At 72.7% G+C, this 26670-nt stretch carries 23 protein-coding genes; 10 read left to right on the plus strand and 13 right to left on the minus strand.

The genetic code is table 11. The annotated features are described in order from the left end of the window. Positions 1 to 35 precede the first annotated feature (35 nt). From AC3WLN_RS18445 to AC3WLN_RS18460, 4 genes are all read left to right on the plus strand, one after another. Positions 36 to 761, plus strand: a complete 726-nt coding sequence (locus AC3WLN_RS18445) for a uroporphyrinogen-III synthase (protein ID WP_492483695.1) — start codon at positions 36 to 38, stop codon at positions 759 to 761. A 129-nt stretch (positions 762 to 890) separates the two neighbouring features. Continuing rightward, positions 891 to 3065 carry a COG4223 family protein gene (locus tag AC3WLN_RS18450; protein WP_492483655.1) on the plus strand — a complete coding sequence of 725 codons (2175 nt, stop codon included), beginning with the start codon at positions 891 to 893 and terminating at the stop codon, positions 3063 to 3065. Between the two features lie 135 nt (positions 3066 to 3200). Next, positions 3201 to 4856 carry a heme biosynthesis protein HemY gene (locus AC3WLN_RS18455; protein WP_492483657.1) on the plus strand — a complete coding sequence of 552 codons (1656 nt, stop codon included), beginning with the start codon at positions 3201 to 3203 and terminating at the stop codon, positions 4854 to 4856. A 143-nt stretch (positions 4857 to 4999) separates the two neighbouring features. Next, positions 5000 to 6124, plus strand: coding sequence for a DUF2336 domain-containing protein (locus tag AC3WLN_RS18460; RefSeq protein ID WP_492483659.1), 1125 nt, complete (start codon positions 5000 to 5002; stop codon positions 6122 to 6124). 31 nt (positions 6125 to 6155) lie between these two features. On the opposite strand, the gene AC3WLN_RS18465 is transcribed toward AC3WLN_RS18460, so the two are convergent. The 3 genes from AC3WLN_RS18465 to AC3WLN_RS18475 all read right to left on the minus strand — a co-directional run bounded on the left by AC3WLN_RS18465 (position 6156) and on the right by AC3WLN_RS18475 (position 9278). After that, positions 6156 to 6497, minus strand: coding sequence for a DUF1491 family protein (locus AC3WLN_RS18465; protein WP_492483661.1), 342 nt, complete (start codon positions 6495 to 6497; stop codon positions 6156 to 6158). A 31-nt stretch (positions 6498 to 6528) separates the two neighbouring features. Then, positions 6529 to 7248: a peptidoglycan-binding domain-containing protein gene (locus AC3WLN_RS18470; RefSeq protein WP_492483663.1), complete on the minus strand. Its 720-nt coding sequence runs from the start codon at positions 7246 to 7248 to the stop codon at positions 6529 to 6531. 89 nt (positions 7249 to 7337) lie between these two features. Beyond that, positions 7338 to 9278, minus strand: coding sequence for a sensor histidine kinase (locus tag AC3WLN_RS18475; RefSeq protein WP_492483665.1), 1941 nt, complete (start codon positions 9276 to 9278; stop codon positions 7338 to 7340). A 320-nt stretch (positions 9279 to 9598) separates the two neighbouring features. On the opposite strand from AC3WLN_RS18475, the gene AC3WLN_RS18480 reads away from it, so the two are divergent. Genes AC3WLN_RS18480 through AC3WLN_RS18490 form a run of 3 tightly spaced genes read left to right on the plus strand, consistent with a single transcriptional unit; the run spans position 9599 to position 11128 of the window. Beyond that, positions 9599 to 9922, plus strand: a complete 324-nt coding sequence (locus tag AC3WLN_RS18480; protein ID WP_492483667.1) for a hypothetical protein — start codon at positions 9599 to 9601, stop codon at positions 9920 to 9922. A 40-nt stretch (positions 9923 to 9962) separates the two neighbouring features. Continuing rightward, entirely contained in the window at positions 9963 to 11009 is a 1047-nt protein-coding gene (gene cydB / locus AC3WLN_RS18485; RefSeq protein ID WP_492483669.1) for a cytochrome d ubiquinol oxidase subunit II, read from the plus strand. Then, positions 11006 to 11128 carry a hypothetical protein gene (locus tag AC3WLN_RS18490; protein ID WP_492483671.1) on the plus strand — a complete coding sequence of 41 codons (123 nt, stop codon included), beginning with the start codon at positions 11006 to 11008 and terminating at the stop codon, positions 11126 to 11128. Before cydB ends, AC3WLN_RS18490 begins: the two co-directional genes overlap by 4 nt. A gap of 84 nt (positions 11129 to 11212) precedes the next feature. Here AC3WLN_RS18490 and dgcA read toward each other — a convergent pair whose 3' ends face one another. Both dgcA and dgcN read right to left on the minus strand, forming a co-directional pair. Continuing rightward, the gene (gene dgcA, locus AC3WLN_RS18495) at positions 11213 to 12199 is read right to left on the minus strand and encodes an N-acetyl-D-Glu racemase DgcA (RefSeq protein ID WP_492483673.1); all 987 of its coding nucleotides are present in this window, start codon (positions 12197 to 12199) and stop codon (positions 11213 to 11215) included. Then, positions 12196 to 13227 (minus strand): N-acetyltransferase DgcN, encoded by a 1032-nt coding sequence (gene dgcN / locus AC3WLN_RS18500; RefSeq protein WP_492483675.1) that lies wholly within the window; start codon positions 13225 to 13227, stop codon positions 12196 to 12198. Before dgcN ends, dgcA begins: the two co-directional genes overlap by 4 nt. A gap of 185 nt (positions 13228 to 13412) precedes the next feature. Between dgcN and maiA the strand changes: the two genes are divergently transcribed. From maiA to AC3WLN_RS18515, 3 genes are all read left to right on the plus strand, one after another. Then, on the plus strand, positions 13413 to 14057 hold the full coding sequence (gene maiA / locus AC3WLN_RS18505; RefSeq protein ID WP_492483697.1) for a maleylacetoacetate isomerase: 645 nt from the start codon (positions 13413 to 13415) through the stop codon (positions 14055 to 14057). Positions 14058 to 14169: 112 nt separating this feature from the next. Beyond that, entirely contained in the window at positions 14170 to 15501 is a 1332-nt protein-coding gene (locus AC3WLN_RS18510; RefSeq protein ID WP_492483677.1) for an NAD(P)/FAD-dependent oxidoreductase, read from the plus strand. 22 nt (positions 15502 to 15523) lie between these two features. Continuing rightward, positions 15524 to 15856, plus strand: coding sequence for a hypothetical protein (locus tag AC3WLN_RS18515; protein WP_492483679.1), 333 nt, complete (start codon positions 15524 to 15526; stop codon positions 15854 to 15856). A gap of 70 nt (positions 15857 to 15926) precedes the next feature. On the opposite strand, the gene AC3WLN_RS18520 is transcribed toward AC3WLN_RS18515, so the two are convergent. From AC3WLN_RS18520 to rsmH, 8 genes are all read right to left on the minus strand, one after another. Further along, positions 15927 to 17204 carry an O-antigen ligase family protein gene (locus AC3WLN_RS18520; RefSeq protein ID WP_492483681.1) on the minus strand — a complete coding sequence of 426 codons (1278 nt, stop codon included), beginning with the start codon at positions 17202 to 17204 and terminating at the stop codon, positions 15927 to 15929. A gap of 97 nt (positions 17205 to 17301) precedes the next feature. Further along, the gene (gene murD, locus AC3WLN_RS18525; RefSeq protein ID WP_492483683.1) at positions 17302 to 18663 is read right to left on the minus strand and encodes a UDP-N-acetylmuramoyl-L-alanine--D-glutamate ligase; all 1362 of its coding nucleotides are present in this window, start codon (positions 18661 to 18663) and stop codon (positions 17302 to 17304) included. A gap of 10 nt (positions 18664 to 18673) precedes the next feature. Beyond that, the gene (gene mraY / locus AC3WLN_RS18530; RefSeq protein WP_492483685.1) at positions 18674 to 19759 is read right to left on the minus strand and encodes a phospho-N-acetylmuramoyl-pentapeptide-transferase; all 1086 of its coding nucleotides are present in this window, start codon (positions 19757 to 19759) and stop codon (positions 18674 to 18676) included. An 86-nt stretch (positions 19760 to 19845) separates the two neighbouring features. Continuing rightward, complete coding sequence (locus tag AC3WLN_RS18535; protein WP_492483687.1) at positions 19846 to 21306, minus strand: UDP-N-acetylmuramoylalanyl-D-glutamyl-2,6-diaminopimelate--D-alanyl-D-alanine ligase; 1461 nt, start codon at positions 21304 to 21306, stop codon at positions 19846 to 19848. Continuing rightward, the gene (locus AC3WLN_RS18540; protein ID WP_492483689.1) at positions 21303 to 22781 is read right to left on the minus strand and encodes a UDP-N-acetylmuramoyl-L-alanyl-D-glutamate--2,6-diaminopimelate ligase; all 1479 of its coding nucleotides are present in this window, start codon (positions 22779 to 22781) and stop codon (positions 21303 to 21305) included. Before AC3WLN_RS18540 ends, AC3WLN_RS18535 begins: the two co-directional genes overlap by 4 nt. Further along, a complete protein-coding gene (locus AC3WLN_RS18545; RefSeq protein WP_492483691.1) occupies positions 22778 to 24700 on the minus strand; it encodes a peptidoglycan D,D-transpeptidase FtsI family protein in 1923 nt (640 codons plus the stop codon). Before AC3WLN_RS18545 ends, AC3WLN_RS18540 begins: the two co-directional genes overlap by 4 nt. Before the next feature lie 5 nt (positions 24701 to 24705). Continuing rightward, on the minus strand, positions 24706 to 25134 hold the full coding sequence (gene ftsL / locus AC3WLN_RS18550) for a cell division protein FtsL (RefSeq protein WP_055955178.1): 429 nt from the start codon (positions 25132 to 25134) through the stop codon (positions 24706 to 24708). Then, the gene (rsmH, locus tag AC3WLN_RS18555; RefSeq protein WP_492483693.1) at positions 25131 to 26189 is read right to left on the minus strand and encodes a 16S rRNA (cytosine(1402)-N(4))-methyltransferase RsmH; all 1059 of its coding nucleotides are present in this window, start codon (positions 26187 to 26189) and stop codon (positions 25131 to 25133) included. Before rsmH ends, ftsL begins: the two co-directional genes overlap by 4 nt. Positions 26190 to 26670 lie beyond the last annotated feature (481 nt).

The following is a 26670-nucleotide window of genomic DNA, read 5'->3' on the forward strand; positions in this document are numbered from 1 at the left end:
GTTCAGGGAGCGGGTTCGGGAGGGCGTGGGGCGGGATGCGGATCTGGGTGGCGCGGCCCGAGCCGGGGGCGACGCGGACGGGTGCGCGCCTCGCCGCCCTGGGGCACCGCCCCCTGGTCGCTCCGGTCATGGCCGTCGAGCCGACCGGACTGGGCCTGCCGGAGGGCCCCTTCGACGGGCTGATCCTGACCAGCGCCAACGCCGTCACCGCCCTCGGGCCCGGGGATCGCGCGCGCCTGCGCCCCCTGCCCGCCTTCGCGGTCGGTGCCCGCACCGCCGCCCTGGCGCGGGAAGCCGGCTTCGCGGATGTGCGCGAGGCGGCGGGCGATGCGCCGTCCCTCGCGCGCCTCGTCCGGGCCTCGCTGGCCGCGGGCGCCCACCTCCTCCACGCGGCGGGCGCCGAGCGCAAGGCGGAGCCCGCCGCCTCCCTGGCGGCGGCCGGGTTCGGGCTCACGGTGCGCGCGCTCTATGCCGCACGGGTCGTGGCAGGGCTGCCGGACGCCGCGGCCGCGGCCCTCTCCGCCGGGGATCTCGACGCGGTGCTGCACTATTCCCGGCGCAGCGCGCAGGCGGCACACGATCTCGCCAGCGCGGCGGGGCTCGGCGGAGCCTTCGGGGGACTGACGCATTACTGCTTGTCGGCCGATGTCGCCGTGCCCCTGGTCGCCGCCGGGGTCGCGGTCCATTTCGTGGCCGAGCGCCCCGGGGAGGACGCGCTCCTCGCGGGATTGCCGGCCCCCGGGCCGACAGGATTGCGATAAGGGCCTCGCTCCGGCGGCGGCCCTGGTGCTAGGACGAGCGCAAGAAGCTGCGCCGCCAGCCTCGACCCACCGGGCGCCGGATGCGCCGAACGGGCCGGGCTGCGGGAGACGGGAAGGGAGCCTTGAACCGTGAAACCACCCAACAGCGACGCCAACCGCCCGGGCTCTCCCACGGGTGGCCGGCCGCCCGAGCCCGGCAAGCCCGCGACACCGGGCTCCACGATCCCGCCGAAGGTCGAGGCGTCGGCCAAGCCCGACCTGCCCGGCACCCCGGCCAAGGGTGAGCCGGTCAAGGAAGGCGTGAAGACGGACGCCGTCAAGACGGAGGCCGCCAAGGCCGCGATCCTCACCCCCGATGCCGTCCGATCCGATTCCGTGAAGCCGGATGCTTCGAAGCCGGACCTGACCCGGCCCGATCCGCTGGCCGTCGGGTCCGCCAAGACCGACGCGTTCAAGACCGACGCGCCGAATCCGGCTGCTCTCAAGACCGATCCGTCCAAGACCGATCCGTCGAAGACCGACGCCGCGAAGGCCGAACCTTCCAAATCCGAGCCCACGAAGGCCGAGCCCATCAAGGGCGAGGCCGGCAAATCCGAGCCGCCCCGATCCGGCGGATTCGGCGGCACGTCGCCCGGGGCCCGCCCGGGTCAATCCGTGACCGACGGCCCGATCATCGACCTGAAGGCCAAGCGCCTGCCCGATCCCGTGCCGCCTGCGAAGCCCGCAGGCGCCGCCGGGACTGCGACCGCCGCCGGTGCCGCCGCGGCGGTGTCGGCCAAGCCCGCGGACGGCAAGCCCGGCGATACCAAGCCGTCCGATTCTAAGTCGTCCGATGCGAAGAACGGCGGCGATGCGCCGAGAGCGGGCGGCCCGACCACCCCGCGCATCACGCCGGCCGCGGCGGCCGCGCCCGCCGCCTCGTCGGGCGCTGGATTCGGCTCGCTCGTCACCGCAGGTCTCCTCGGCGGCGTGGTCGGTGCGGGCCTGCTCTTCGGAGTCGCCCGCAGCGGCCTGATGGCGCCGGGCGAGGATGCGCGCATCACCGCCCTCGACCAGCGGATCGCGGCCCTCGCCCCGAAGGACGCCCTGGCGGCCCTCGACAAGCGGGTCGCGGCGAACGAGGCCGCGCTGAAGTCCGTTCCCGAGGCGGTCTCCACCGCCCGTCAGGCGCTCGAGAAGGCGAACGCGGCCCAGGGCGGCGCCCCGGCGCCGGCCGAGGGCGCGCAGGCCGCCGCCCCGGCCGCGATCCCGGCCGATCTCGTCGCCCGCCTCGATGCCCTCGACCAGCGCGTCTCGGCGCTGCAGGAGGAGCCCGGGCGCGACCAGGGCGGCGACGCCCGCATGGCGGTGAGCCAGGCGCCCGCGCCGCAGCTCGCCCAACTCGAGCAGCGCCTCAAGGCGATCGAGGGCAAGGTCGAGGCGACGCCCAAGCCCGCCGCCCAGCCCGATCTGTCGCCGAAGCTCGCCGCCCTCCAGGGCGACGTGGACGCCAAGACCAAGGCGAATGCCGAGGCGGCCCAGGCCCTGAGCCAGAAGGTGACGGCGCTTCAGCAATCGCTCGAAGCGCGGGTCCAGGCCGCCACCGAGGCGGTCCAGTCGGCGACGCAGGCGAGCGAGAAGGTCGCCGATGCCAGCAAGACCCAGGCGGCCGAGGCGGCGAAGGCGGTGGAGCGTCAGCTCCAGGCCCAGGCCGACAAGATCGCCGGGCTCGACAAGGCCGTCTCCGAGCGCGCCGAGACCGCGACGCTCCAGGCGGCCCTGCGGGTCGTCTCCGCCGACCGGATCGCCACCGCCCTCAACACCGGGGCGCCCTACGCCGACGCGCTCTCGGCCCTGCGCGGCCTGGAGCCGGGCGATCCGGCCCGCCTGACGGCGGTGGCCCCCTTCGCCGACAAGGGAGCGCCGACGGCCGCCACCCTGGCGGCCGAGTTCCGTCCCATCGCCGAGAGGATCGCGGCCAAGCGCCGGGCCGCGCAGAGCAAGGCCGTGGCCGAGACGGGCGACATCGGCACCAAGCTGATGAGCATGGCCGAATCGATCGTCCAGGTCCGCCGGGTCGACACGCCGGCCGCCGGGGGCGCCAACGCGCCGGCGCCCGACACGGCGCCGAAGGTGCAGGAGGCCCTCGATCGCGGCGCGATCAAGGAGGCGGCCGAAGCCTTCGCGGCCCTGCCCGAGGCGGCACGGGCCGAGGCGGGCGATTTCGGCACCAAGCTGGCCTCGCGCGCCGCCGCCGGCGACGCGGCACGGGGCCTGCTCGCCGACGCCTTCAAGGGCCTGCCCGCCACCGGCGCCTCCCGTTGAGCGCACGGCCGCGCCCCCTGCCCTGCGGCGGGTCGCGCGGCCGCCCGGATTCCGCGTGGGAGCGTCCCGTGCTCCCGCCCCCGACTCTCGGTGTCGCCGGACCGGCCGACGCCACTCCCAGGAGTTTCTGATCTCATGTGGCGCGCCCTCGCCTTCCTGGCCCTTCTCGCGGTCGCCGCCTACGGCGCGACCTGGGTCGCCGACCATCCCGGCACCGTCACCATCGTGTGGAACGGCTACGAGGTGGCCACCAGCCTCGCCATCGGCCTGATCGGCGTCCTGATCGCCGCCATCCTGATCGGCTTCATCTGGGCCATCGTGCGTGGTTTCATCACCCTGCCGGAGACCCTGGTGCGCGGCTCGCGCGACCGGCGCCGGGCGAAGGGCTTCTCGGCCCTGTCCCGCGGCATGGTCGCGGTCGGGTCGGGTGATCCCCTCGCCGCCCGCCGCCACGCCAACGATGCCGAGCGTCTGCTCGGCGCCGAGCCGCTGACGCTGCTCCTCAAGGCCCAGGCCGCACAGATCTCCGGAGACCGCGAGGCCGCCGAGCAGGCCTTCCAGCGCATGGTCAACGACCCCGAGACCCGGGTGCTCGGCCTGCGCGGCCTCTTCGTCGAGGCCCGCCGCCGCGAGGACGACGCCTCCGCCCGCGCCTACGCGGCCGAGGCCGCCCGCCTGGCGCCCAGCGTCACCTGGGCCAACGAGGCCGTGCTCGAGGCGCAATGCGCCGACGGCGACTGGAGCGGCGCCAACGAGACCGTGGAGCGCCGCGCCTCCCTCGGCCTGATCGAGAAGTCGACCGCCCGGCGCCAGCGCGCCGTCCTGCTCACCGCCGCCGCGCAGGAGCGCGAGGCCGGCGAGCCGGAGGCCGCCACCGAGCGCGTCCTCAAGGCGGTCAAGCTCGCGCCCGATCTCGTCCCGGCCGCGGTGCTCGCCGCGCGCCTGATGGTGCGCCGGGGCGACCTGCGGAAGGGCGCCAAGATCATCGAGGCCGCCTGGCGCGCCGGCCCCCATCCGGATCTCGCCAAGACCTACCTGAACCTGCGCACCGGCGATTCCGTGCGCGACCGCATGGCCCGGGCCGAGACCCTGGCCAAGATCTCGTCCTGGCACCCCGAGGCGCGCCTCGCCATGGCGCAGGCCGCCTACGAGGCTCGCGAGTTCGGCCAGGCCCGCGACGCGCTGGCGCCGCTCCTCGCCGACCGTCCGACCGTCCGCGCCTGCCTGACCATGGCGCGCATCGAGGAGGCCGAGCACGGAGCCGGCTCGGGCCGCGCCCGCGAGTGGCTGTCGCGCGCCGCCCACGCCCCGCGCGACCCGCTCTGGGTGGCCGACGGCATCGCGTCCGAGCATTGGGCGCCGGTCTCCCCGGTGAGCGGGCGCCTCGACGCCTTCGTCTGGAAGACCCCGACCGAGCTGATCGCCGGGCCCGAGGAGCCGCATGCCGAGGACGAGACGGCGCCCGAGGGCGCGCTCGCGGGCCCGGCGCCGAAGCACGGTTCGGGTCCCGTCGCCGCGCCGACCGAGGCCAAGGGCACGACGGTGCTGTTCCCGTCGGCGGCCGGCAAGGATACGGGCGGCAAGGGCACGGGCGGCAAGGATGGCGGGGTGAAGGAAGCCGGGGCCAAGGACCACGGCATCACGGCGCCGGTGGCCGCCGGCATGGCGGCTGCGGCCGCGAACCCGCCTCCGGCCGCGACGCCCGGCCCGATGGCCGCCAGCACCCCGAACCCGGTGGTGTTTCCGCCGCCCAAGGCCGGCGAGGCTTCCCAGCCCCGGCGCGCGGTCTGAGAGACGTCGCGTCGGACGCTCCGGTCGGGGCGTAGGACGGGCATGGCGCAAGCGGGGACGGTCGGGGCCGACCGTCCTTAAAGGTCGGTTCACGCAATTCCGCTAATCCTTGCGATCAGCGAGTTCTGCGTAACCGAAGTGCCATGTCCCCATCATTCGACGATGCGCCGGACCTCTCCGGCCTGATCGAATTGTCGCGCCTCGACAATCTCGATCTGAAACCCGTGATCCTCCGGGTGCAGACGGATCTCTTTCTCTCGGCCGGCGTCCGGGACCGCAAGACCGTGGCGGCCTTCGCCTCCCTGGCCGGCGGCCTGATCCCGATCGTCGACGACGAGACCGCCGAGATCGTCGCCCGCAAGCTCGCCGCCTTCCCCGACACGCCGCCCAGCCTGCTCGCCGCCCTGGTGGAGCGCGGCGGCGGCGCCCGGGACGCCGTCATCTCCCAGGCGCCGATCCTGACCCAGGCCATGATCCAGGCCGCCCTCGCCGAGGATTCCGAGCTCGGCCCCGCCATCGCCAGCCGGCACGACCTGAGCCGCGCCACCCTCGCCGACCTGATCGCCCGCGCCGACGCCGCCGTCGACCGGGCGCTGGCCGCCAACCCGGCCGTGCATCTCCAGGGCGAGATGCTGGCCCGCCTGGTCGGCCGCGGCCGCCGGAACCCCGACCTCGGCCGCGCGCTCCTGGCCCGCCACGACCTCGCCCATGCCGACGTCGCGCCGCTCTTCCTCCTCGCCGACCAGGCCCGCCGCGAGGCAATCGGCCACGCGATGATGGCGACGGCCGCTCTGCGCCCGAACCCGCCGGCGCCGCGCGAGGCCGGGGCGGTGCTCACGGGCTTCGCGGCGCGCGCCGACATCGCCGGCTTCATCGCGGCCCTGACCGAGATGCTGGGGCTGCCCAAGGGCTTCATCACCACCACCCCCGATCCGTCGCTGCGCTACGAGCTGCTGACGGTGGCCATGCGCGCCACCGGCCTGCACGAGGAAGAGGCGGTCTACATCTACCTGACCCTGAACGAGGCGGTCGCCCGCTCGGTCGACCGGGTGTTCGATCTGGTCAAACTATTCCGAACCCTGCCGCGGGCCGCCGCGCGCGACCTCCTGGCGGCGATCCTCGACTGGACCCCGCAGGAGCGCGCCGCCGCGACGGCGCACCAGCCCTACCACGCCCCCGACGCCCAGCGTCCGCGCGCCCAGGCCGCGGCGGCCGAGCGCCCGTCCCTGCGCACCCCCCTGCCGAGCCGCCAGCGCCAGACGAGCTGAGCGACGCCGGCCGGGCTCCGGTCGGCGCGCCCTATTCGGCGAGGTCGAGGCGGTGGCGCCCGGCCCGATCGTCGATCTCGACGATCCACAGGTCGTCGTCGAAGCGCAGCTCCTTGCCGAGACGAATCTCCACGTCGGCGGGCGAGGCTTCGCTGAGGAGCGTCACGAAGCGGCGGTCGCCGTCGGCCTCGGCATCGACCAGGGCCTGAGGGGCCGGCCCGTAGAGGTCCGCGCGACCGTCGAGGCGGTCCACCTTCACGAAGATCGCCCCCGCCTCGGGCGAGCCGCGCCGGCGCTGGACCGCGGCGATGCCCTCGATGTCGAGGCGGCGAAGATGGGCGGAAACCCAGAAATCCGAGCGCAGGCGTGCCATGCGCGGGTCTATAGCACGCCGCCCCGCCGGATCAGCCCCGGGTCGCGCCAGCCCTCGTGGCGAGTTCGCGGAAGGTCCGCGGCGAGGGCTCGCCCTTCACCGGAAGCTTGCGGTCGCGCTCGAACTTCTCGATCGCCGCCCGGGTGCTCGCCCCCATCAGCCCGTCGGCCTTGAGCGGCCCGTAGCCGAGCTTGACCAGGGCGCGCTGCGCCTGGGCGAGGGTCAGGCCGCCGAGGCTCGCCACCGAGGCGGTGGTCTCGGCCCCGGCCGGCTCGCCGGCCCGGATGATCTCGCCGATGCCGTCCCGCGGGCTCCTGGCCGCGCCCTCGGGTTTCGCCTCGGACTTGGAGGCCTCCGACTTGGACGACTCCGACTTGGAGGCCTCCGACTTGCCGGCTTCGGGTTTGCCCGCCTCCGTGCGGGCGACGGCTGAGGCCGCGGGCTTCGGCGCCTCGGCCGAGCGGGAGAGCGGCGGCTTGGCGGCGAGCTTCGGGAAGATCGGCGCCGGGTGGCGCCCCATCTGGTAGCCGAGGGCGTTCAGGCAGATCATCGATACGGCGCCGAGCACGACGGCGACCCCGAGCACCTCGCCGGGATGGCGCAGGACGGCCCGTCCCGCGCCCCCCGCCAGCGCCCCGAGGCCCGCGAAGCGGCCCGGGGCCGGCCGGCGCCGGGCGGCGGGGCGCGCCTCGCGGGCGCGGGACGGAACGACGATCTCCCGCTGGTCGCGGCGTGCTTGCGGCTCGCGCATCGGATCTCCTCAGGGCTGGTCGCAACGGCTTTCGGGCCCCGCAGGACGCGGGGCCCGGATCACCGGGGACGGGCAGGGACGCGGCGCGCTCATCCGGCGCGCCGCAGGGGAACGTAGCTCTCGCGCACCGGCTCGGGGCTCGATTCGAACAGGCCCATGGGCCGGCGCATCGGCACGGGGCCGTCCTTGGCGGCGGCGACGAGGCTGCCGCCCGTCACCGACGGACGCAGGCGGGTGCGGATCGGTGCCGACGGAATGGCACCGGTGACGACGCGGCACTCGCGCGGGAGGGTGACGGTGATCGTGGTGCCCTCGCCCCGGGTGCTCTCGATGAGGATGGCGCCGCCATGCAGCCCGACGAGGCCCTGCACCACGGAGAGGCCGAGACCGGTCCCCTCGTGGGTGCGCTCGTAGCCGCCGGCACACTGGTAGAACGGGCTGCCGACGCGGGGCAGGTCGGCCTCGCTGATGCCGATGCCGGTGTCGCCGACGATGACGTCGAGATGCTTGCCCGTGCCGCGCAGGCCGATCTCCACCCGCCCGCCGCGCGGGGTGAACTTCACGGCGTTCGACAGGAGGTTGATGATGATCTGCCGGCAGGCGCGCATGTCGGCCGTGATCTCCACCGGGGCGGCCCCGGCCTCGCGCACCAGGGCGATGCCGGCCTGGTCGAACTTGAGCTGCATCAGGTTGCAGCAGGTCTGGAGCAGGGCCGAGAGGTCGAAGGGCTCCGGCGCGTAGTCGAAATGGCCGCTCTGGATGCGCGACATGTCGAGGAGCGTGTTGACGACCTCAAGCAGGTGCTGGCCGGAATTTCGGATGATGCCGGCGTATTCGCGGGTGCGCTCCGGATCGGTCGCCATCCCGCCCTCCCCCGAGAGCACCTCGGAGAAGCCGATGATGGCGTTGAGCGGCGTGCGCAGCTCGTGGCTGACATTGGCCAGGAAGCGGCTCTTCACCTCGTCGGCGCGCTCGGCCTCGGCCCGGGCCTGCTCCAGCTCCTCGGCGTGGCGGCGGTGCTCGGTCACGTCGCGGGTCACCGCGACGACGCTGGATTGCAGCCGGCCGGGGACGGCCGTCTCGGAGGCGCGGCCGTCGATCCGGTGGATGCGCATCTCGGCGAAGATCACCTGCGCGGCGCCCTCGGCCCGGGCGGCGGCGAAGTCGAGATGCAGCCGGAACTGCACCCGGGCCGGACGGCCGTGGGCGGCGACGTCGCTCAGGGCCTGCAGCAGCAGGGGACGGTCGCCGACATGGACCCGCTCCAGCAGGCCGTGGCCCTGCAGGGCGGCCGGCTCGGCACCGAGGAAGCGGGTGGCCGAGGCGCTGGCCTCGAGGACGCGACCGTTGTGGTCGTGCCAGGTGACGAGGTCGTCGATGGCCGAGAGCAGCATCCGGTCGCGGCGCTCGTTGTCGCGCAGGCGGGCGAGCCAGCGGCCCTCGTGGCGGAAATGTTCGAGGGCCTGGGCGGCGATGTGCCCGATGGCCGTGATGGCGAAGACCGGCATCGCCAGGGCCCGCGACCATTCCGGCAGGGTCGCGCCCTCGGCCAGCGGCGGCAGCAGGGCCACGGTCAGCGCCCCGAGGGCCGCCACGATGGCCGCCGCCAGGGTGGCCCGCCGCGAGCCCGAGACCACGGCCTCCAGGGGAATGGCCACGAGCCAGATCGCGGCGGCGGACTCGGCGCCCCCGGTCATCATCGCGAGGCAGACGACCACGCCGGTCAGCCCGGCCGAGGAAATGGCGTGGGCGAGCCAGAGGATGCCGGTGCGGGACAGGAGCACGGCGGCGAAGACCGGCAGCATCAGGCTGGCGATCGCCAGGGCCTCGGCGCCGGTCGGCACCCCGCGCAGCACGAGGTAGGGCGGCAGGCCCAGCATCATCATCAGGCCGGTGGCGAGGCGGGAGACCAGGAAGCGCTCGTGCCGGAAGCGCACGCCGCCATCCTCTTTCACCGACTCATGGACGAGCCCCGCGAGGCGGACATCGATGAGGGAAGCCAGGGCACCGTAGATACGCAATACCGACACGCACAGCGCGGGAAACAGCCTGACGGCCAACCCGACGCCCCTTGGCTCGACGAACACTCGACAAGGCCGAACCTCGCAGAGCCGACTTAAGCGAGTCTTGCGCTAGTCAGTCCGATTGTCTCCGCATGCTTTCCGGGATGTAACCGTGACCGGTCGAGACGACAGACCTTTTCGGGGCATGACACGAAAAAGCCTGGATCGACCTCCCGCTAATCTTGTGTTCACCATTCGGGCGCTTTCCGGGCGGCCCGTCAGGCGGTCTTTACCGGTCGCCCGCGACGGTGTTCGCGCCCCGGCCGGGGCGCGTCCGGGCCAGAGCCATGTCATTTCTCATCCGTGCCGGCCTGGTGATCGGCGCCCTGTCCTGGCTGGCGCTGCAGCGCCAGGGCGAGACCGTGCCGGCGGCCCCGACGGCCGCGGACGCGGCAGCGGCCGCCTGGGAGGCCCTGCCCGCCCCGATGCGCGAGGCGGCGCTGCGTGAGGGCGCCGCCGAGATCGGACGACGGGCGGGCCAGGCCGTCGGCGCCGGTCCGGCCTCCCGCGACACCCTCTCGGACAGCGACAGGAAAGTCCCGTGGCGGGGCGCGCAAAATTCCGCGGAGCGCGCTAGGCTCGCGGAGCGCGGGGACCGCTCGTCCCCGTGACGCGGTAGACGATTCGCGGCGCGGACGAGGGTCTCAGCGGATGTTCGGCTTCGGAATGGAATACGAGGGCGCGGCCTTCTGGCTGCCGCTCGTCTGGGCCGCGCTGCTCGCGGTGGCGGTGGCGATGTACGTGGTCATCGACGGATTCGACCTCGGCGTCGGCATCCTGTTCACCGCGGCGCGGAAGGGCAACTGGCGCGACCGGATGATGCTCTCCGTCGCCCCGATCTGGGACGGCAACGAGACCTGGCTGGTGCTCGGCGGCGGCGGGTTGTTCGCGGTCTTCAGCGTCGCCTACGCGATCCTGCTGCCAGCGCTCTACATTCCCATCATCCTGATGCTGATCGCCCTGATCTTCCGCGGGGTCGCCTTCGAGTTCCGGTTCAAGGCCGAGCGCTCGCAGTTCGTCTGGGACAACGCCTTCCATTACGGCTCCCTGCTGGCGACCTTCGCGCAGGGCATGGTGCTCGGGGCCTTCGTCCAGGGCTTCAAGGTCGAGGGCCGCGGCTTCGCCGGCGGCACCATGGACTGGCTCACCCCCTTCAGCGTGCTCACCGGTATCGGCCTCGTCTGCGGCTACGGGCTGCTCGGGGCGACCTGGTGCGTGATGAAGACCTCGGGCGAACTCGAGATCTGGGCCCGGCGCAAGAGCCTACAGTTCCTCGCCGCCACCATCGTGGCGATGGCCGTGGTGAGCGCCTGGGTGCCGTTCCTCGGCCTCGACATCCAGTGGCGCTGGATCTCCTGGCCGAACATCCTCTACGTGGCGCCCGTGCCGGCGGTGACGGCCCTCGTGGCCTGGGGCATCTTCCACAGCATCCGCAACGGCCGCCACGTGGCGCCCTTCCTCCTGACCATCGCGCTGTTCCTGCTCGGCTTCCTCGGCCTCGCGATCAGCCTGTTCCCCTACATCGTGCCGCCGCGCTTCACGATCTGGCAGGCGGCCAACGCGGTCAGCGCCCTGCAATTCGCCCTCGTGGGCTACGCCGTCGTGATGCCGCTGACCCTGGCCTATACCGGCTACGCCTACTGGGTCTTCCGCGGCAAGGTGGCGGAGGACCTCGAATCCGGGGGCTACGGGCATTGAGCGCGGGCTCGTCCGGGGCCAAGGGCCGCCGGCTGCTCTGGTTCGTCGCCTTCTACGCGGCGAGCCTCGTGACCTTCACGGCGCTGGTCTACTTCCTGCGCGCCGTCGTGAAGGGCTGATCGGCTTCCGAGGCCCCGATGGGGAGGTCGGCCCGACCGCGTCCGCGTCATGCAGGGGCCCCGGGGCCGGACCTCACGCCCCCCTCATCCCCACAATTCGGGCTCCGGCGGGTGGATCAGGCTGCCCTCGAAGCGCAGGGCCGGCTCCCGGTCCCGGGCCAGCAGGAGCGGGCCGTCGAGGTCGACGTACTCGGCGTGGTGGGCGAGCAGCATGGCGGGCGCCATGGCGAGGGAGGTGCCGACCATGCAGCCGATCATCAGGGAGAAGCCCCGGGCCCGCGCCTCGTGGGCCAGCATCACCGCCTCGGTGAGGCCGCCGGCCTTGTCGAGCTTGATGTTGATGGCGTCGTAGCGCCGGCTCAGGGCGTCGAGGCCGGCGCGGTCGTGCAGGCTCTCGTCGGCGCAGATCGGGATCGGCCGGGCGATCTCGGCCAGCAGCGCGTCCTCGCCGGCGGGCAGCGGCTGCTCGATCAGGCGGACGTCGGCGGCGACGCAGGCCGCGAGGTTGGCCTCGATCGTCTCCGGGCGCCAGGCCTCGTTGGCATCCACGATCAGGCGCGCGTCGGGCGCCCCGCGCCGCACGGCGGCGATCCGCTCCGGGTCGCCGACGCCGCCGAGCTTCACTTTGAGGAGCGGCCGGTGCGCCGCCTGGCGCGCCGCCGCCTCCATGCGCTCCGGCTCGCCCAGGCTGAGCGTGTAGGCGGTGGTGGCGACCTGCGGCGCCGACAGGCCGGCGATGGCGAAGGCCGGGCGCCCGAGCTGCTTGGCCTCCAGGTCGAACAGGGCGCAGTCGAGGGCGTTGCGCGCCGCGCCGGCCTTCATGCCGACCTGGAGGTCGGCCCGGGTCACCCCGACGGCGATCGCCTCGGCATGGTCCCGGATCAGCTCGGCGACGCTCTCCACGGTCTCGCCGTACCGGGCATAGGGCACGCATTCGCCGCGCCCGACCCGGCCCTCCCCGTCGGTGATCGTGGCGACCACCACCACCACCTCGGTGCGGCTGCCCCGTGCGATGGTGAACGCCCCCGCGATCGGGAAGCGCTCGACGGCGACGTCGAGGCGCCGGGTCATGCGCCCGCCCCCGTGGCCGCCGGGGGAAACTCGGCGACGATCCGGTCGACGATGCCCTCGACGCCGAAGCGGACGGGGTCGGTCGCCGGCAGGTCGTGCTCCCGGGCGAGGTCGGCGAGCAGCGCGCGCGCCGCCCCCTCCTCCAGGTCCTGCGTGTTGACCGCGATGCCCACCGGGCGGATGTCCGGATTGGTCAGGCTCCCGAGCTGGACCGTGAGGTCGATCACCTGCCGGATCGTCGGCAGCGGGTGCTGGACGCCGCGCATGGTCGTCCGGGTCGGCTCGTGGCAGACCACGAAGGCGTCGGCCTGCGCCCCGTGCAGGAGCCCGAGGCTCACGCCGGCGAAGGACGGGTGGAACAGCGAGCCCTGCCCTTCGAGCAGATCCCAGTGATCCGGCGCGGCGGCGGGGGCGATCCACTCGACGGCCCCGGAGATGAAGTCGGCCACCACCGCGTCGATGGCGACGCCGCGTCCCGAGATGAAGACGCCGGTCTGGCCGGTGGCGCGGAAATCCGCGTCGAGCCCGCGCGCGCGCATGCCGCGCTCCAGGGCGAGGACGGTGTACTTCTTGCCGACCGAGCAGTCGGTGCCGACGCTGAGCAGGCGGCGGCCGGGCCGCCGGGTGCCCTTGCCGGTGGCGAAGGTCTCGGTGGTGTGGCGCACGTCGTGCAGCTGCCGGCCGTGGCGCTCGGCGGCCTCGGCGATGGCCGGCACCGCGCCGAGGCGGGCATGCAGACCGCTGGCGTTGTCGAGCCCGGCCTCCAGGGCCGCCACGACCTCGGCGACCCAGTGCTCGGGCAGGACGCCGCCCGCATTGGCGACGCCGATCACCATCGTGCGGCAGCCCTTCGCGACGGCCTCGTCCAGGGTGAGGTCCGGGATGCCGAGATCGGCGGCGCAGCCGGGCAGGCGGAGCTGGCCGACGCACCACTCGGGGCGCCAGTCCTTGATGCCGTAGGCGGTCTTGGCGGCAAGGCGGTCGGGCACGTCGCCGAGGAACATCAGGTAGGGCGTTTCGATCTGCATCGCGTCACTCACCGGCCGAGGATGGACCCCTCGCCTCCTCCTATGCGCGATGATCACGACGCTGCCAAATCGTGCGATCCGCCTGCATTCGTCGGCAGAACGGGCTTGCGGGCGGGCGCGATGTCGGGTGTGGTCCGAACCGTTAAGAGACGGACAGGAGTCCGCGAAGAGGAAACGTGGCGCGCATGAAGATGTACGGCAACTGGCGCTCGGCCGCCGCCTTCCGGGTCCGGGTCGCCCTGAACCTGAAGGGCATCGCCTACGAGGAGATCTTCCTCGACCTCGATGCCGGCGAGCAGTTCAAGCCGGACTTCCTGGCGATCAATCCGCAGGGCGCGGTGCCGGCCTTCTTCGACGGCGACGGCCCGCCCCTGATCCAGTCGCTCGCCATCCTCGACTACCTCGAGGACATCCACCCCGCCACGCCGCTCCTGCCGAGCGCGCCCCGCGAGCGCGCCCGCGCCCGGTCGCTCGCCCAGGTCGTCGCCTGCGACACCCATCCGCTCTACGTGCCGCGGGTGCGCAACGTCCTGATGGAGCGCTACGACCTGCCGCGCGAGCGCATGCTCGACTTCGTGCGCCACTGGATGGCGACCGGACTGAAGACCCTGGAGACCCGCCTCACCCAGGAGCCCGGCACCGGGCGCTACGCGCAAGGGGACGCGGTCAGCCATGCCGACCTCTGCCTCGTCAGCCTCTGGGTCGGCACCGGCATCTTCGGCGTCGACACCGCGCCGTTCCCGACCGTACGCCGGATCGCCGAGGACTGCCTCGCCCAGGACGCCTTCGCCCGCGCGCATCCCCTGCGCCAGCCGGGCGCACCGGCGTGAGGGGCATGGCGGCCGGTTTGTAATCCTTTTAAGCTAAAGCCCGGGATGAGGATGCGTGGCCCGCCGTGCGGGCGCGCAAACCTGCAACCGCGGCGATGAGGACCTGAGCGACATGGTACCGGGCGAAACCGAGGACAATCTGCACCGCATCGTGGTCGTCGGCGGTGGCGCGGCGGGGCTGCAGCTCGCCACGAAGCTGGGCGACAAGCTCGGTCGCACGAAGAAGGCCCACGTCACCCTGGTCGACCGGGCGCGCACGCACATCTGGAAGCCGCTGCTGCACGAGGTCGCCGCCGGAAGCCTCGATGTCGGCCACCACGCGGTCGACTACCTGCACCACGCCCACCGGCACCATTTCCGCTACCGCATCGGCGAGATGACCGGGCTCGACCGGGCCAAGCGCGTGATCCACCTCGCGGCCAGCCACGACACCGAGGGCCGCGAGGTCACGCCCGTGCGCGAGATCCCCTACGACACCCTGGTGATGGCGGTGGGCTCCACCACCAACGACTTCGGCACGCCGGGCGTGCAGGCGAACGCCATCGCCCTCGACACCCAGGGCCAGGCGGTGCGCTTCCACCAGCGCCTGATCAACGGCATGCTGCGCGCCCACACCCAGCCGGGTCCGGTGCGACCGGGCCAGCTCCACGTCACGGTGATCGGTGCCGGCGCCACCGGGACCGAGCTCGCCGCCGAGCTCCACCGCACCACCCGCGACGTGGCCGCCACCGGCCTCGACCGGATCGACCCGGCCAAGGACCTGAAGATCACCCTGGTCGAGGCGGCGAGCCGCATCCTGCCGGCAGTGCCGGAGCGGATGTCCCGGGACGTCATGGTGCTGCTCGACAAGATCGGCGTCGAGGTCCGCACCGGCGCGCGGGTGACGGAGGTCCGGCCCGACGGGGTCCAGCTCGCCGATGGCGGCTTCATCCCCTCCGAGCTCGTGGTCTGGGCGGCCGGCGTGAAGGCGCCGCAATTCCTGCACGAGATCGGCGGCCTCGAGACCACGCGCAACAACCAGCTCGTGGTGACGCCGACCCTGCAGACCACCCGCGACCCGGACATCTTCGCGATGGGCGACTGCGCCTACCTGGTCGAGAAGGGCTCGGACACGCCGATCCCGCCCCGGGCCCAGGCCGCCCACCAGCAGGCCTCGCACCTCATCAAGATCATTCCCGACAAGATGGCCGGCAAGCCGCTGAAGGCCTTCAAGTACCGCGACTTCGGCTCGCTGGTCTCCCTGGGCGAATACTCCACGGTCGGCAGCCTGATGGGGTTCATCAAGGGCAAGAACATGTTCATCGCCGGGCTGTTCGCGCGGATGATGTACCGTTCGCTCTACAAGATGCACGAGCAGGCCCTGCACGGCACGGTGAAGACCACCCTCGACGCGGTCGCCCGGGCGCTGACCCGGCGCACCGAGTCACGCGTGAAGCTGCACTGAGCACAGCTGGGAACCGATCGGCATGTTTCTCGACATCGTAAAAGCGGTGCAGCAGCGCAATCCGGCGCTCGGCTCCTACGTCCTCGTCCTGCGCGGCGATTCCCGGGCGCGCGACGCGTCCGATCCGAGCCGCCTCACGGCCGAGGCGGAGGCCTGGCTCGCCGAGCACGCGCCGGGGGCGAAGCTGTCCGAGGAGAAGGTCCTGCTGTCGCCCTATCCCGGCGGAATGCCGGAGGACCGGGCCGTCACCGTCCTGGCCTTCGCGGATGCCCGCCACCTCGCGGCCTTCGCCACGACCTGGACGGCCGATCCGGAGCCGGAGGAGGCGGAGGCGGCGGAGCCAAGGCCGGATTAGACATCGTCCGGTGTGGGCGGCTCCCCTCCTCCCCAACCGGGCGGGGAGACCGCGCACCGGAGGGGGCGCCTCACCGAGACGTCTGTCCGTCGGCCCCATGCCGACCGGAAAGCCAGCGCAGCCGGGCGGCCTCGAGGCCCCAGATCATGCCCAGCATCATGTAGACGTGGCGCCACTTCTCGATGTCGATCTGGAAGGCCTGCAGGAAGAACATCAGCAGGGCCGGCCAGACGATCTGGGCGTGGCGGCGATAGGGCGTGTCGCGCCGCATCAGGCGGAAGCCGACCACGCTCGTCGTCAGCACGAGGCCGATGAAGGTGACGCCGGCGAGCCAGCCCCCGTTGGCGAAGCTGCCGATGAAGGTGTTGTGCGGCTCCAGGGCGAAGATCAGCCGCCAGCGCAGGGGGCCCATCCCGAGGGGCTCGTCCACCAGGAGGCCGAGGCCGCGCATCTGATTGCCGAAGCGGCCGGTCTCGCCGGTGTCGTAGTCCTGCGTGACCGCGGCGCGCTTGGAGAACATCTCCGCGGTGTCGCCGATCGAGAGCAGGCCCACGATGGCGACCGCGGTCGCGACGACGGCCAGCACCGTCAGGGTGACGATGCGCCGACGCAGGCGCGCCGAGGCGGTGGTGGTGTAGACGCTGCCGACCATGACGGCGACGGCGATGAGCGTGCCGGCCCAGGACCCGCGCGAGAACGACAGGAAGATGCCCGCCACGATCACCATCAGGATCGCGCAGGCGAGGATCGGCCGCCGGCTGGTGCCGAGGAGCAGGCCGTGCATCAGGTAGAGGGCGCCCAGCGTCAGGAAGGAGCCGAAGACGTTCGGGTCCTGGAAGGTGCCGGAGGCGCGGCCGTACTTGTAGAACAGGTCCTCCGTCGGGATGTAGCCGAAATAGCCGACGATGCCGAAGGCGCTCGACAGGAGGCAGCTCGCCACGAAGGTCTTGAGCGCCAGCTCCATCCGCGCCTGCGTGTCGTCGGAGAACAGCATGGCGAAGAACACGCCCGTGATCGCGAGGTAGGCGAGCTGGATCGTCCAGGTCACCGGCACGGGCTGGTCGACATAGGGCAGCAGCGCCACCGTGATCGCGCTGACGTAGAGGATCAGCAGCCAGAGCAGCGGCACCACGCCCCGGTGCAGGCGCAGGCCGAGGCAGAGCCAGAGCACGATGGTGGGGATCGCCACCACGTCGTAGGGCGAGGTGTCCGAGAAGGCGAAGCAGGCGAAGAAGATGAAGGCGACGAGGAGCAGCGTCGCGAGGCGCCGCAGCACGTGCAGGACGGGGATGTGGGCCCAGGCTCCCGCCTGCCAGCGCGCCGCGCCGGGTGCCATCGTGGACGCCATGCACTCAACCCATCACCGCGCCGCCGACGGGGCGGAACCGCGCTACACGCCCCCGATGAGGCGCGGCAATGATTGAGAATTCGAGAAGCGCCCGGGCTCAGGGCAGCGCGCGCACCAGATTCCGGAACTGATCCCCACGATCCTCGAAACTCCGGAACTGGTCGTAAGACGCGCAGGCCGGCGAGAGCAGGACGACGGGCTCGGCCGCCCCCGAGGCGGCGGCGGCCTCGGCGGCCTTCGCGGTGGCGACCGCGAGGGTGCCGCAGGCGGTGTAGGGCACCCGGCCCTCCAGGGTGGCGGCGAAGGCGTCGCTCGCCGCCCCGATCAGGTAGGCGTGGGCGACGCGGCCGAAGAGCGGCGCCAGGGGCGCAATGCCACCCTCCTTGGCCTTGCCGCCGAGAATCCAGTGGATGTCGCGGAAGGCGGTCAGCGCCTTCTCGGTGGAATCGGCGTTGGTCGCCTTCGAATCGTTGACGAAGAGCACGCGCCCGCGCCGGCCGACCTCCTCCATCCGGTGGGGCAGCCCGGGGAAGCTGCGCAGCCCCGCCACGAGTTCGGCGTCGCCGATCCCCAGCGCCCGCAGGCAGGCGGCGGCCACCGCCGCGTTCTGCCAGTTATGCGCGCCCCGCAGGGAGCCGATCCCGGTCAGGTCGGCGATCGGCGTGCCGTCGGCGTCGAACACCGTTCCGTCGCGGGCCGACAGGCCGTCGAAGCCGGCCTCCAGCGTCCCGACATGGATGCGGACCGTCGGACCCGTCCGCGCATCGGCGATGGCGCGGCTGAGGTCGTCGTCGACGCCGACGACGGCGCGGTCCGCCCCCGCCACCAGCCGCCCCTTGATGGCGGCGTAGTCGGCGAGCGTGCCGTGGCGGTCGAGATGGTCGGGCGTGATGTTGAGGAGGATGCCGAGGCTCGGGTCCAGGCTCGGCGTCAGGTCGATCTGGAACGAGGACATCTCGATCACGTGGACCCGGTCCGGCGCCGGCGGCGCCAGCGAGAGGATCGCGGTGCCGATATTGCCGCCCATCTGCACGTCGCGGCCCGCGGAGGCCAGGATATGGGCGATCAGCGCCGTCGTGGTCGACTTGCCGTTGGTGCCCGTGATGGCGACGAAGGGCGCGCCCGGCGCCAGTGCGCGGCGTTCCTGGCAGAACAGCTCGATGTCGCCGATGACCGGGATGCCGGCCTCGTGCGCCTTCTCCACGGTCCAGTGCGGGGCCGGGTGGGTGAGCGGCACGCCGGGGGCCAGCACCAGGGCGGAGAAGCCGGACCAGTCGGCCTCGTGCAGGTCGAAGACCGTGATGCCCTGGTCGCGGGCGCGGCCCGTGCTCTCGGGGCTGTCGTCCCAGGCGAGGACGTCGGCGCCGCCCGCGATCAGGGCGCGGACGGTGGCGAGGCCGGAGCCGCCGAGGCCGAACAGGGCGACCTTCCGGCCGGCGAAGGTGGTGACGGGCGTCATGAGGACGGGCTCAGCGCAGCTTCAGGGTGGCGAGGCCGGCCAGCGCCAGGATCACGGCGATGATCCAGAACCGGATCACGACCTGCGGCTCCTTCCAGCCCTTCTGCTCGAAATGGTGGTGGATCGGCGCCATGCGGAAGACCCGCTTGCCCGTCAGCTTGAACGAGGCGACCTGGATGATCACCGACATCATCTCCAGCACGAACAGGCCGCCGACGACGGCGAGCACGATCTCGTGCTTGGTCGCCACCGCGATGGTGCCGAGGAGGCCGCCCAGCGCCAGGGACCCGGTATCGCCCATGAAGACCTGGGCGGGGGGCGCGTTGAACCAGAGGAAGCCGAGCCCCGCCCCGATCACCGCGCCGCAGACCACCGCGAGCTCGCCGGTGTCGCGGACGTAGTTCACCTGCAGGTAGCCCGCCGTGAAGACGTTGCCGACGAGGTAGGCGATGACGCCGAAGGTGCCGCAGGCGATCATCACCGGCACGATGGCGAGGCCGTCCAGGCCGTCGGTCATGTTCACCGCGTTGCCGGTGCCGACGATCACGAAGGCGGCGAACAGCACGTAGAACCAGCCGAGGTTCAGGAGCGCGTCCTTGAAGATCGGGAAGGCGAGCTGGTTCTGCAGGCTCGGCGCCGAGTAGACCGAGATCAGCACGCAGGCCGCGATGGCGATGCAGGCCTCCAGCACCAGGCGGAACTTGCCCGAGAAGCCCTTGTGCGACTGCTTCGTCACCTTGAGGTAGTCATCATAGAAGCCGATCGCGCCGAAGCCGAGCGTCACCGCCAGGGTGACCCAGACGTAGTGGTTGCGCGGGTTGGCCCAGAGCAGGATCGCCACGACGCAGCCGGCCAGGATCATCAGGCCGCCCATGGTCGGCGTGCCGCGCTTCGTCAGCAGGTGCGACTGGGGGCCGTCCTCGCGGATCGGCTGGCCCTTGCCCTGCCGCAGGCGCAGCAGGGAGATGATCAGCGGCCCGAACCAGAACACGAACAGGCCCGCCGTGAACAGGGCGCCGCCGGTGCGGAAGGTGATGTAGCGGAAGACGTTGAGGGCGGAGACGGTGCCGCTCAAGTCCGACAGGAGATACAGCATCCAGCACCCGGCCGTGGTTCAGTTCGGAACTCGGCCGGAGGCTGAGGGGCGCGCGTCGCCCCTCCCCGGCCGTGATGACGATCGCCTCAGCGCGCGGCGGCGTGCGGCGGTTCGGCTTGGGCGTTCGCGTAACGGGCTTTGAGCGCTTCGACAATCCGGCCCATGCGGATGCTGTTCGAACCCTTCACCATCACGGCGTCCCCGGGCCGCAGGGCCGAGAGCACGGGTTCGAGCAGGTCGGCGGAGGTCGCCGCGCAGGCGCCGCGCCGGCTCACCGGCAGGGCCTCGAAGAGGTTGCGCATCAGCGGGCCGGCCGTGAAGACGAGGTCGACCTTGGCGGATTCCACCGGCCCGGCGAGGTCGCGGTGGTGGGCCTCGCCCTGGGGTCCGAGCTCCAGCATGTCGCCCAGCACCGCGATGCGGCGGCCGCGCGGGCCGGTCTCGATCCCGGCCAGCGTCGCGAGAGCCGCGCGGATCGAGGCCGGGTTGGCGTTGTAGCTCTCGTCGACCAGGAAGGCCTCGCCCTCCCCGATCGCCAGGGCGGTGCGCTCGCCGCGCCCCACCGGGGGCCGCAGGGCGGCCAGCGACAGGGCCGCGCGGGCGAGGTCCGCCCCGAGGGCCTGCACCACCGCCATCACGCCGAGCGAGTTCATGGCCGTATGCCGCCCGGGCGTACCGAGCTGGTAGGTCACCGGAATGCCCATCACCACGGAATCGACCACCGAGAGGTCGGGGCGCAGCACGATGCGCCGGGCGCGGACATCCGCTTCCGGGTGCTCGCCGAAGGTGACGACCCGGCCGGCGCGGGAGGCCTGGGCATGGGCGAGGAGGCGGGGATAGTTCGGGTTGTCGCGGTTGAGGATCGCGGTGCCGCCGACCTTCAGCCCGGAGAAGATCTCCCCCTTGGCGTCGGCGATGGCCGACACGGAGGCGAAGTGCTCGATATGCACGGGCTCGACGGTGGTCACCAGGGCGATGTCGGGCCGCACCATCGCGGTGAGCGGCACGATCTCGCCCGGATGGTTCATGCCGATCTCGAACACGCCGAACCGGGTGTCGGCGGGCATGCGCGCCAGGGTCAGGGGCACTCCCCAGTGGTTGTTGTAGGAGGCGATGGAGGCATGCGTCGCCCCCTGGGCCGAGAGGACGTGGCGCAGGGCCTCCTTGGTCCCGGTCTTGCCGACCGACCCCGTCACCGCGACGACGCTCGCGCCCGTGCGGGCCCGGGCCGCGGCGCCGAGCGCCCGCATGGCGTCGAGGACGGGATCGTCGCCGGCGCCCGAGACCGCCAGGACCGGCCCGGCCTCCGCGAAATCCGGCGCGCGCTCCGCCGCGACCACGGCCGCGCCGGCGCCGCGCTCCAGGGCGGTCGCGACGAAGTCGTGCCCGTCCCGGGCCTCGCCCCGGATGGCGAAGAACAGGTCGCCCGGCTGCAGCGTGCGGGTGTCGATCGAGGCGCCGGTGATCGGCCTGGGCGGGCCCGACAGCGTGCCGCCGGTGGCGGCCTCCAGGGCTTCACGCGTCCAGAGCGGGGTGGTGTCGGTCATGCTGAGCGTTCCGCGATCGCAGCCCGGAGGACGTCGTGGTCCGAGAAGGGCAGGACCTGTGACCCCACGATCTGGCCGGTTTCATGGCCCTTGCCGGCCACCACGAGGACGTCGCCGGGCTCCAGGGCGCGCACGGCGGTGCGGATCGCCTCGGCCCGGTCGCCGATCTCCACGGCGCCCGGCGCGGCGGCGAGGATCGCGGCGCGGATCGCGGCCGGGTCCTCGGAGCGGGGGTTGTCGTCGGTGACGATGACGGTGTCGGCCTTGGCGGCCGCGATGGCGCCCATGATCGGGCGCTTGCCGGTGTCGCGGTCGCCGCCGCAGCCGAAGACCACGCGCAGGCGCCCCGTCGCGAAGGGGCGCAGGGCCGTCAGCACGCCGTCGAGGGCCTCCGGCTTGTGGGCGTAGTCCACGAGGCAGAGGCCGCCATTGGCTTCGCCGATCCGCTCCATCCGGCCCGGCACGCCGGTGAGGTGTTCGAGGGCGGCGATCACGCCCGCCGGGTCGGCCCGGCCGGCGGGGGTCGCCAGCACGAGGCCGGCGGCGAGGAGCGCGTTCTCCACCTGGAAGCCACCGACCAGCGGCAGGCGCACGGTGTAGTCCTCGAGCCGGTCCGAGGCGCCGGGCGCCTGCAGGGCGAGGTGCTGGTGGAAGCCCTCGGTGCGGGCGGAGATCAGCCGCACCGTGTCGCCCTTGGTGCCCGTGGTGTGCACGTCGAGGCCGCGGGCGGCGGCCGCCGCCACCACGACGTCGGCATAGGCGCCGTCGAGATTGATCACCGCCGGGATGCCGGGCCGGGCCAGGGTCGTGAACAGCCGCAGCTTGGCCGCCAGGTAGTCGTCCATGGTGGCGTGGTAGTCGAGATGGTCGCGGCCGAGATTGGTGTAGCCCACCGCGGCGAGGTCGACCCCGTCGAGGCGGCGCTGCTCGATCCCGTGCGAGGACGCCTCCATGGCCAGATCGTCGATGCCGTCGTCGGCGAGCCGCGCCAGGGTGGCGTGCAGGGTCACGGGGTCCGGGGTGGTGAGCGAACCGTAGGTGGCGCCCCGGCTGGTGACGATGCCGACCGTGCCGAGGCTCGCGGCCTCGGCGCCGAGGCGGGCCAGGATCTGGCGCACGAAATCCGTGACCGAGCTCTTCCCGCTCGTGCCCGTCACCGCCACCACCCGGGCCGGCTGCCGGCCCGAGAAGGCCCGCGCCGCGAGGGCGAGGCTGCGGCGCACGTCCGCCACGGCGAGGTAGGGCACGCTCGGCCCGAGGCCGTCGGGCCGCGGCCCCTCGCTCACCACCGCCACGGCGCCGGCCGCCGCGGCCTTTGCGGCGAAGCGGCGGCCGTCGGCCACGGTGCCGGGCACGGCGACGAAGACGAAGCCCGGCGCGACCTTTCGCGAATCCGCGGTGAGGCCCGAGACCGGCAGGCCGGCGCTCCCGGCCTCCGCCTCGGGAAACAGCCCGCCGAGGGTCGGCCCGCTCATCGCCCGTCCACCTGCGTGGCGTGGTAGGCGCCGAGCTTCACCATCAGGGGGAAGGGCTTCACCGGCGGATCGAATTGCGGCGGCAGGCCGAGCACCGGGGCGACGCGCTCGATCACCCGGCCGGTGACGACGCCCGAGTTCCAGGCGGCGGTGGCGTAGCCGCCGGATTCCGGCAGGCCCTGGGGCTCGTCCATGATGGTGACGAACAGGTATTTCGGGTTGTTCATGGGGGCGGCGGCCATGAAGGTCGTGAACAGCCGGTTCTTGACGTAGCGGCCGTGGATCACCTTCTCGGCGGTGCCGGTCTTGCCGCCGACGAAGTAGTACGGAATCGCGGCCTTCTTGGCCGAGCCCTCGACGGCGTTGAGGCGCATGATGAAGCGCATCGCCTCGCTGGTCTCGGGCTTGAGCACGCGGGTGGCCTTGGCCATCGCCTCCTCGGCGCTGGTCTTGAGGAAGGTCGGGGTCATCAGGAAGCCGCCATTGGCGATGGCCGCCACCGCCGCGGTCGCCTGGATCGGCGCCACCGCGAGGCCGTGGCCGAACGCGATGGTGATGGTGTTGATCTCGGTCCAGCGCGGCGGGACGATGGGCTCGGCGCTCTCGGGCAGCTCCGTGCGCATCCGGTCGGTCAGGCCCATCTTCTTGAGGAAGGCCTTGTGGCCCGGCACGCCGATGCCCAGCGCCATCTTGGCCGAACCGATGTTCGACGAGTGGGTGAACACCTCCGGCATGGTGATGACGCGGTTGGTGCCGTGGTACTCGTGGATCTTCTGGCGGCCCCAGTTAAGCACGCCGCCGCGGGTGTCGAAGGTCGAGTTGACGGTGTACTTGCCGGAATCCAGCGCCATCGCCAGGGTCATCGCCTTGAAGGTCGAGCCCATCTCGTAGACGCCGACGTTCATGCGGTTGATGCGGTCGGGGTTGAGCGCGTCGGCCGGGTCGTTCGGGTCGAAGTCCGGCAGGGAGGCGAGCGCGATCACCTCGCCGGTCTGCACGTCGAGGATCATGCCGGCGGCGGCCTTGGCCTTGAAGTGGTCGAGGCCCCAGGCGAGCTCGTCCCGCACTGCGAACTGGGCCCGCAGGTCGATGGAGAGCTGGACCGGCTTCAGGTCGGTCTGCTTGGCCACGAGGCCGAAATCATTGAGCGCCTTGTTGCCCTGGTTGTCGATGTACTTCTCGATGCCGGCGATGCCGATGTTGTCGAGGTTGGTCACGCCGAGGATATGCGCGGCCGCGACCCCGTTGGGGTAGACGCGCTTGTGGTCGGGCAGGAAGCCGACGCCCGGGATGCCGAGGCGGTGGACCTCGGCCTGCTGCTTCGGGGTGATCTCGCGCTTGACCCAGACGAAGCCCTTCTTGGTGGAGAGCTTGGCCCGCAATTCGGTGGCGTTGATCTGCGGCAGCACGGCGGTGAGGAGTTCGACCGCCTCGTCCTTGTCGTAGATGTTGCGCGGCTCGGCGAAGATCGAGACCGTGCGGATGTCGGTGGCCAGGATCTCGCCGTTGCGGTCGACGATGTCCGGGCGGATCGCCGTGGTGGCGGCGGCCGCGATCCTGCGGTCGCCGTTGTCGGCCTCCGGGAAGGCGGCGCCGAGGATCAGCCGGCCGCCGATGGTGGCGAAGACCATGGTGAAGGCGAGGCCGACGAGGCCGACGCGGGTATAGGACCGCTCGATGGCGAGGTGGAACATCGCCCGGACGTTGCGGGCGATCCACTGGCGCTTCGACAGCGGCGGCGCGGCGGCGGCCTCGGCGGCCGGCTCGAGCCTCGTCCGCTCGACCCGGATCGCCTCGGGCGTCGCGGCCTCGGCCTCGTGCGGCGCGCCGGCCTGATCGGTGGCGTGGATCGGCTCGGCCGGAGGATGGGGCTCGGCGGACTGGATCGAGCCCTGGCCGGGCGGGAGGACTTCGGACACGGGCACTACCTCGAAGTCGTGGTCGGGGTTCTGGTCGTGGTGGTGCGCGGCGTGATGCTGCCGGTGGTGCGCGGCTCGTCGCCGCCGCGGCCCGCCACCGGCTTCTCCTTCGGCGTCGCGGTGGCGGCCAGGAGCCGGCCGATCTCGTCGCCGCGGTCGGGGCGCGCCGGCAGGTCGGCGAGGCGCCCGAGATGGGCGGTGCCGATGGGCTCGAGGGCGAGGTAGCGCTCCACCGCCGCCTGGAGCCGGTCTGGACGGGTGAGGAGCTGCCACTCGGCGCGCAGCACCGCGATGGCCTGGCGCTCCTTCTTCAGCTGGGTCTGGGCCTTCGAGACCTGCCCGGCCTGGTAGAGCGTGTCGTACTTGATCGAGTAGGCGTAGATCGCCGAGCCGATCAGGCCGAGCACCGCGATGAGATTGAGCAAACGGATCACCGGCGCGCTCCTCCGCTCCGACCTGTCCGCGCCGGGAGCGCGGCCAGGGTCTCGATGGCGGCCAGGGGGGCGGGCACGGGGGCGTCCGTGCGTTCCACCGCGCGCAGCTTGGCCGAGCGGGCACGGGGATTGGCGGCGGTCTCGGCGTCGGTCGGAAGCACCGGGCCCTTGGTCACGGCCGCGAAGCTGCGCGGGGCCGGCGCCTCCAGGCTCGGCAGGTGGCGGGAGGCCTGGGCCGCCCGGCCGCTGCGGGCCGAGAAGAACTGCTTCACGATCCGGTCCTCGAGCGAGTGGAAGGTCACCACCGCGAGCCGGCCGCCGGGCCGCAGGATGCGCTCGGCGGCGTGGAGCGCCTGGACCAGTTCGCCGAGCTCGTCGTTCACCGCGATGCGCAGGCCCTGGAAGGTCCGGGTCGCCGGATGGATGCCGCTGGCCGGATCGGCCCAGACCACGCTGGCCACGATCTCGGCGAGCGCCGCGGTGGTCTCGATGCGGCCCTTGCGGCGCGCCTCGATGATCGCCCGGGCGACGGCCCGGGAGCGGCGCTCCTCGCCGTAATGGAAGATGATGTCGGCGAGGTCGGCTTCCTCGGATTCGTTGACGAGGTCGGCCGCGCTCGGCCCGGCCCGCTCCATGCGCATGTCGAGGGGGCCGTCGTTGCGGAAGGAGAAGCCGCGCTCGGCCTGGTCGATCTGCATCGACGAGACGCCGATATCGAGGACGACGGCGTCGGCCGAGGCGTGGCCCGTGCCCTGCACGCTGGCATCGAGGCCGCCGAAGCGGCCGGGCACCAGGGTCAGGCGCCCGGCGGCCTCGGCCACCAGGGGGGCGCCTCCCGCGATGGCGCCGGGGTCGCGGTCGATCGCCAGAACGTGAACGGCCGGGTCGGCGCCGAGCATCGCCCGGGTGTAGCCGCCGGCTCCGAAGGTGCCGTCCACCGCGAGCGCCCGGCCCGGCAGGTCGAGGGCGGCGAGGACCTCGTCGAGGAGGACGGGGATGTGCGGGGCCCCGTCGGCGGACCGGCTCGCCCGCGCCTCGCGGGGGGCGCGCGTCATCGGACGATCCCGGCGCGCAGCGATCGCGCGGCGGGCGACGGACGAAGAGGGATGAGCGAGGACTCGACCGGACTGAAGCGGCGCATGCGTCCCTTCCACGGGGCTGGAGCGCGCAGGCGCGGCTCGGAGAGACGAGGCGTCTCCGGGTCGACGTGTGACGCGACCGCGCATGCGGACACCGGCCTGCCTGGGACAGGCTGCGTCCGTCGATCCGAAAATCGCCGTTGACGGGATGAATCGGGGTACCATGGGCCTCTGAGCGCCGTCAACGAACCTGGCCGAGGGGGAGCGGCTCGTTCCGATCAGACCTCAGCAAGGTTAATCGAGCGTAAGTTTTCGCGCGCAAAGCCGGCGTCGCGAGGGGTGATCGCATGATCGTTCGGGCCCGGAATCCGACGGCGTTCGCCGGGCGCGCGGAAGGCGGCCCGGCCTGTCTCCTCTCCCCGCGTCTCCCCTCTCGTGTCTCCCCTCTCGTGTCTCC

The sequence above is a fragment of the Methylobacterium sp. FW306-05-D genome (assembly GCF_058782155.1).